The organism is Candidatus Peregrinibacteria bacterium, from assembly GCA_016220175.1.
In the GTDB taxonomy this organism is placed as follows: domain Bacteria; phylum Patescibacteriota; class Gracilibacteria; order CAIRYL01; family CAIRYL01; genus JACRHZ01.
Genome location: JACRHZ010000002.1, coordinates 1 through 5,991, shown reverse-complemented (window position 1 = coordinate 5,991; position 5,991 = coordinate 1). Strand labels below are relative to the sequence as shown.

General features: G+C 37.6%; 10 protein-coding genes. 4 read left to right on the top strand and 6 right to left on the bottom strand.

The window, feature by feature from the left end; genetic code table 11:
• Nucleotides 1-51 precede the first annotated feature (51 nt).
• On the top strand, nt 52-189 hold the full coding sequence (locus HZA38_00065) for a hypothetical protein (GenBank protein ID MBI5413897.1): 138 nt from the start codon (nt 52-54) through the stop codon (nt 187-189).
• Nucleotides 190-222: 33 nt separating this feature from the next.
• On the opposite strand, the gene obgE is transcribed toward HZA38_00065, so the two are convergent.
• A complete protein-coding gene (obgE, locus tag HZA38_00060; GenBank protein ID MBI5413896.1) occupies nt 223-1,560 on the bottom strand; it encodes a GTPase ObgE in 1,338 nt (445 codons plus the stop codon).
• 257 nt (nt 1,561-1,817) lie between these two features.
• Between obgE and HZA38_00055 the strand changes: the two genes are divergently transcribed.
• On the top strand, nt 1,818-2,324 hold the full coding sequence (locus HZA38_00055; GenBank protein ID MBI5413895.1) for a KH domain-containing protein: 507 nt from the start codon (nt 1,818-1,820) through the stop codon (nt 2,322-2,324).
• 188 nt (nt 2,325-2,512) lie between these two features.
• Entirely contained in the window at nt 2,513-2,956 is a 444-nt protein-coding gene (locus HZA38_00050; GenBank protein ID MBI5413894.1) for a hypothetical protein, read from the top strand.
• Here the strand turns inward: HZA38_00050 and folE are convergent, their stop codons facing one another.
• The gene (folE, locus tag HZA38_00045; GenBank protein ID MBI5413893.1) at nt 2,957-3,511 is read right to left on the bottom strand and encodes a GTP cyclohydrolase I FolE; all 555 of its coding nucleotides are present in this window, start codon (nt 3,509-3,511) and stop codon (nt 2,957-2,959) included.
• 131 nt (nt 3,512-3,642) lie between these two features.
• Here folE and HZA38_00040 point away from each other — a divergent pair, with 131 nt between their 5' ends.
• The gene (locus tag HZA38_00040; GenBank protein ID MBI5413892.1) at nt 3,643-4,065 is read left to right on the top strand and encodes a ferritin-like domain-containing protein; all 423 of its coding nucleotides are present in this window, start codon (nt 3,643-3,645) and stop codon (nt 4,063-4,065) included.
• A 23-nt stretch (nt 4,066-4,088) separates the two neighbouring features.
• Here HZA38_00040 and HZA38_00035 read toward each other — a convergent pair whose 3' ends face one another.
• From HZA38_00035 to HZA38_00020, 4 genes are all read right to left on the bottom strand, one after another.
• Nucleotides 4,089-4,370: a hypothetical protein gene (locus HZA38_00035; protein MBI5413891.1), complete on the bottom strand. Its 282-nt coding sequence runs from the start codon at nt 4,368-4,370 to the stop codon at nt 4,089-4,091.
• Between the two features lie 59 nt (nt 4,371-4,429).
• A complete protein-coding gene (locus HZA38_00030) occupies nt 4,430-4,978 on the bottom strand; it encodes a GNAT family N-acetyltransferase (protein ID MBI5413890.1) in 549 nt (182 codons plus the stop codon).
• Nucleotides 4,979-5,073: 95 nt separating this feature from the next.
• Nucleotides 5,074-5,706 carry a Fic family protein gene (locus HZA38_00025; GenBank protein MBI5413889.1) on the bottom strand — a complete coding sequence of 211 codons (633 nt, stop codon included), beginning with the start codon at nt 5,704-5,706 and terminating at the stop codon, nt 5,074-5,076.
• Between the two features lie 173 nt (nt 5,707-5,879).
• Nucleotides 5,880-5,991 (bottom strand): IS30 family transposase (locus HZA38_00020; GenBank protein ID MBI5413888.1); only part of this gene is annotated, 112 nt, incomplete at its 5' end.

The window sequence follows — 5,991 nt, the reverse complement described above, 5'->3', positions numbered from 1 at the left end:
TTCCAATTTGCGATACGATATCTCTGTCTAAGTGAGGATTTCTTTTTCATTTTGAAAGAGGTTATTGTTCCTCCTCATCTTAGACATACTCCTATTCCCGTACAATTTATTTGTGCAACAAAGCCATTACGAATTACGAATTACGAATTACGAATTACGAATGAAGAACCATTCCTGAATTGTTTTTAATATAATCTAAAATCTAAAATTTAAAATCTAAAATTATACCGAAACTTTTCTTCTTCCCAGCATTGTCGGAACAAAATCCAAAACTTTCTCCCCAAAGTATATCTTACTCCCCATTTTTGCTCCAAGGCGAAGAAGTTCCCTTTGAATTCCCACCTTTTTCATAACATCTCTAAGACGCATAACAGCTTCTCCATTCTCAAGATCCGTCATGACTGCAATTTGATGTATTCTGGCGCCATGAATATGGAATTCATTTTTTTTAGTGGTAATATTCCAAATTCGAGCATTCATGGTGTCATCCTCAAGATGAGGCTTCAACACAATTCTTTTACGAGGAGATTTTGCGGTATGCTTTCGTTCTTTTTTCTTTTCCTCTTCGGTAATTTTCCACATTTTTTCCAAAAGTGCACTCAGACCTTTTTCGGTGATAGCAGAAATCGGGAGAATATTTTTCTGAGGAATTTTTGTTTTCTGGGAAAAATCTTTCGTAATAAGCTTTAAAAGTTCTTTATCATCCTGGAGAACGTCAATTTTTGAGAACGCCACGAGTTCTTTTTTCTTGGCAAGCTCTTTGGAGTATTTTCGAAGTTCATTTCGAATAACTCCATAATCACCGGCCGGATTTGCTCCCGAAATATCAACGAGATGCACAATTACACGACTTCTCGTGATATGTTTTAAAAATTGATCGCCAAGACCTTTTCCTTCATGCGCTCCTTCTACAAGTCCGGGAACATCGCACACAACAAGAGATCGCCCTTCAGAAAGGCGTGAAACGCCAAGATTGGGAATAAGTGTGGTAAAGGGGAAATCTCCAATTTTTGGCTTTGCCGCAGAAATTTTTGAAATGAGCGTAGACTTCCCGGATGATGGAATTCCAATAATTCCCACATCCGCAACAAGTTTGAGTTCCAGATGAAGATGCTTCTCTTCTCCCGGTTCTCCGAGTTCGGCAAATCGCGGCGTTTGTCGCGTGGAAGATTTAAAATGCGCATTTCCATATCCGCCTCGGCCTCCGCGAGCGATTACAAGGCTCATGCGATCGGAATTGAGGTCGGCAATGAGCGCGTTTGTTGCATCATCCATTACAAGAGTCCCGACAGGAACTTCCATGAAAAGGTCTTCTCCCGATTCACCATTCTTGAGATATGACGATCCGGGTTTTCCCTTTTTCGCTTCAAAATATTTTCTCGTGTGGAGATCAATGAGGGAATTTAAATGCGAATTTGCAACAAAAATCACATCGCCGCCTTTTCCGCCATCGCCTCCGTGCGGTCCTCCTCGAGGGACAAATTTTTCTCGACGAAAAGAAATACATCCATTTCCTCCTGGTCCAGCTTTAGCGGTAATAAAGGTTTCATCGCAGAACACTTTGTTAATTTTAAGTTATAGATTCTAAATTTTAAATTTCAAGAGAGATGCTCATGTTTTCTGAATATGCATATCATCTAAAATCTAAAATTCAAAATCTAAAATTTTCTCTATACATTTCCATAAGCTTTGCTACAATTCCCGCACGTACAATTCTGACCAGAAGAGATTTTTTCACAGAATCACAAAAAAAACGAGAGCATTATGCGAACTTCGCATTCTTTTCATACGCTTTTTCAAGTCTTTTTCTTTTTTTCATGGAAACACTCCAAAGAACCATTCTCGTAAAAGAAACATTAAGTGAACTTTTGAGAAGCCTCAATATTCCTGTTCGCAAAATTATTGTGGAGGAATCAGAAGATGGAGTTGTTCGGGCGAATGTAGAAACGGACAGCGCGCCGCTTCTTATCGGTTCTCATGGACAAACTCTCGAGGCACTTCAAATTATCCTGAAGCATCTCCTCTGGAAAAATAAGTTTGATGAAATGGGAAGAGTCGTGATTGATGTGAATGATTATAAACTCAAGAGAGAGGAGAAAATTTTGGAAGTTGCGGAAGCGAAAGCAGAATCTGTTCGCGCGACGAATATTCCACAATACATGCCGCCTCTTTCTCCGTATTTAAGACGTCTGGTTCATATGCATCTCGCACAAGAACGATTTGCGGATATTGAAACTGAAAGTGTGGGAGAAGAGGGAATGAGGAAAATTCAGATCAAAAAGCGGGGAACATCGAGTTTAAGTTTGGAAGGAGCGGGAGTCTAGTGCGGAATGAGGAATGCAGAATGTAAAATGTAAAAAAGGGAAAGAGTCTTTGCTCGAGCAAGCCACAAGCTTGCTCGGAATGTTTCGAGAGAGTTCGAAGAATCGGTAATGGGTGTCAACTTCTTAAAATAAGTTGACATTTTTATTATTTTATGTAAAAGTAGGTTGTAAAAAATTTATTCCTAAATATGGCAAAAAGGACACCACAGCCGAGAGCAGAAAGTTATGTTGATTTGGTTGCACCACGAGTTCAAGAATCACCATTAGCACCAACAAATGGAACAGATATCATAGATAAAATTGTGTGCGAAAAAACAAAACAGATCATGTCGCAATTAAAAGGACTAGTAAAATCCATTCTTTCTGCTGAACATGCTAATCTCGCAGAGGTTATCGTTGATACTGTTCGTCTCCAAATTACCGAAGCGACAAAAAACACCTTAGTAGCTTTGCAAACGAATGGAGATAAAATTAAAGAACTTGCTCAAACAATGGCAGTAACAGTGACGAATCTTATTTTTCCTCCAAAAATGAAAGGTGTAATAACCGACGAAACAAAAGAAAGTATGATAAAATCTTTAACAAGATTTTTCGGAGAAGAATTTAGAAATACAAAAACCACTTCTCAATAACTATCCCCGTATCATCTCAAAAAACTCAGCTCGAGTTCGAGGATCTTTTTTGAAAAGTCCGCGGACAGCAGAAGTTTCCATTATTGCATTTTGTTTTTCCACGCCGCGAGATGAAACACAGAGATGCTTTGCAGAAATAACTACTGCTACACCTTTCGGCTGCAACAGTTTTTCGATGGTGTCAGCGATTTGCGAAGTAAGACGTTCTTGATTTTGAAGCCTTCTTGCAAACATTTCCACAATTCTCGGGAGTTTTGAAAGCCCAATAATTTTTTCTTTCGGAATATAGGCCACATGCGCTTTTCCAAGAATCGGAAGCAAATGGTGTTCACAAAGGGAATGGAACTCAATATTTCGGCAGAGAATCATCTCGTCGTAATTTTCTCCATCAAAAAACGTCACCATATCTTTTTCATCTTGCGTATATCCAGCGCATGCTTTTTCCCAAAACTTCGCTACACGCCGAGGCGTGTTTTTGAGCCCTTCTCGGGAAACGTCTTCTCCAATTGCTTCGAGAAGCATTTTGGTCGCCAATTCAATTTTTTTCGTATCCATGGAAAATTAGAGAAGCAGAAAGCTCCGGCAGTGTACCGAAAAAACACCTGAGAACACAACAATTTTGGAGAGGTATTATTTTCGAAAAGAGAGTATTATCGAAGTTGCTTTTCATCTTTTTTTGTATTTTTATGAGTACTACGAAAGAAAGTTTTATTGCCGAGCTCAATAAAGCTCTGGAATGGGAATACGCCGCCGCGATTCAATACGTTCAACATGCTGCCATGATTACCGGTGATGAATATGACGCTATCACAAAAGAACTCATTGTTCATTCGAATGAAGAAATGACGCACGCGGTGATGGTTTCGAATATCATTACTGATCTTAAAGGCGTTCCAACAATTGATGTGGAGAAGCGGGAAGTGTCTGCAGATTCAAAGACAATGCTCGAACAAGATCTTGCAGGGGAAGAACTCGCAATTAGTTTGTATAAAAAACTTATTCAATCTACTGATGAGTTAAAAGAATATGGCATTCGAAGAGTACTCGAAGATATCCTCCTGCAGGAAGAAGAACATCGCAGGGATCTTCTCAATTCCTTGGGGAAATAGAAGGATTTTTAGAAAGATTTTCTTTAGTCGTTCCATAACATATTCTCTGTAGGACGCGGGTGAAATAACTGCGGAGTTTTTGTGAGAGCTTCACTGCATTGATTAGCCCGTTTTCTTATGGCTTCAATTACAGCACTATCGGGAGCATCAGAACGAACGCCCCAATGCTCACGGACTAAGAGTTTTGCTTGCTGAATTCTTGCTTCTTGAACACTTGCCTCAGGCGCATCGGGCGGTAAGCCATAAATTTCACGACGCAAAACCTCTTTCTCTTTCGATGTAAAAAATGAATCAAGTTCCTCCACAACAAAGTGATAAAAAATTACCAAAAAGACAGCGTATTTTACATATTATTTAGTAAAAGTCACGCTTTTTTCGTAAATTTTTTTAGTTGCATTCTTGTGAAAGTCACGTTTCCGGGCGATCTCTTCAAGACAAACTTCATCTTCATAAATCGAATATTGTTCTTTTCTCGAATTCCCCCTTTTCCGATTTTTTGGAATCCGAACTTTTCGTAGGCCGCTACTGCATTTGGAGAGGCGTGAACCGTAATTTTTGTGAGATTCGCATTTTTCTTTTTGCAAATATCAATACATTTTTTCAGTAACGTTTTTCCAATTCCTTTTTTTTGAAATTTCGAATGAATGAAAAAGAGAGAGATATGATTAAAGTCGCGTATTTCAATAGCACCAATTATTTTTTTCGTTTTTTCTTCTTCTGTAACAAAAATAATCCGATTTCCTTTTTTGAGTCGATCTCTTATTGATTCCGGCGTAATAACTTTCAAAAATTCAGCAATTCCTTCCTGTGAAAATCCGGGCGCAACAAATTTCGAAAAAACAGTTTTTATGAGTTTCTGCATTTCATGTTCTTCACCTTTTTTGAGTCGCCTGATGTTGTAAGGTGTGTTCACATGTGAAAATGAAAGATTGTTCTATTTCAGTAATTCCTCAGAAGCCCGTTTATTTCGTTTTGCGAAAAAATCTTTTGCGAACATAACTTTAGTATTTAAATTCCCCTATAAATAATTTTTTCCATTTGAGAATAACTTTGACTCATCCCACCAATACATGCATTTATGTATTCTTTTTCGGAACTCTTATTGTAATCTATCAAACTAAAACCATGGTTTACGGCGAGCAAATCAAGAAACAAACGCACTGTTCTGCCATTACCCTCTCTAAACGGATGGATTGCGTTGAATTCACAATGAATAATAGCCAGTTTTCGCCCAATGCTTCGCTTATTTTCTTTTTGAAGAGGAAGATTATTTTTGATAATTACTTCCAATTTTTTAAGTTCTTTCTCGATGTGCGAACTTGCACAAAAAAGAATACCCTCCTTGGAAATTTCAACTGACCTGATTTTTCCAGCCCAAACATAAAGTGTACTCAGAAAATACTTATGAATTTTAAAAAGCAGTTTTAAATTAAAAATAAGCTTTCCTGATTTTAGTAGCCTAAAAAATTCTTCATAAGTATCTGAAAGAAGTAATGTCTCAGTATCTTGGATTATTTGCGGATCTGTAATATTTAACTTATTTTTTAAAACTCCATTGCCTTCTTCATTGCCAACATTATATCGAGAATGCTCGCCCATGTTGTTTGAGTATTTTAATAGCAAAAATATTCTTTTTTGCACGTATAAGACTCATTCCTTCTATTCTTGATGAGTTTTTAACAGCTTTTTCAATGGATTTCTTGCTTATTTTTCGCATATTGTAAAGTTTAGATGTGCTTTTATTATCTCGTAAATTTTGTTTTGAGCCAATGCAAAAACTATGAGAGAAAATTCAAGGATTATAAGCACCACCCCTAGAGGAGATCAGAAATGACTTCATTTGGAGTACGATATCGAAGTGATTTTCTTGGTCTGTCGTTGAGTTTTTCTTGTACTGCATAGATTTTTTCTTCTGATACTTTGGAA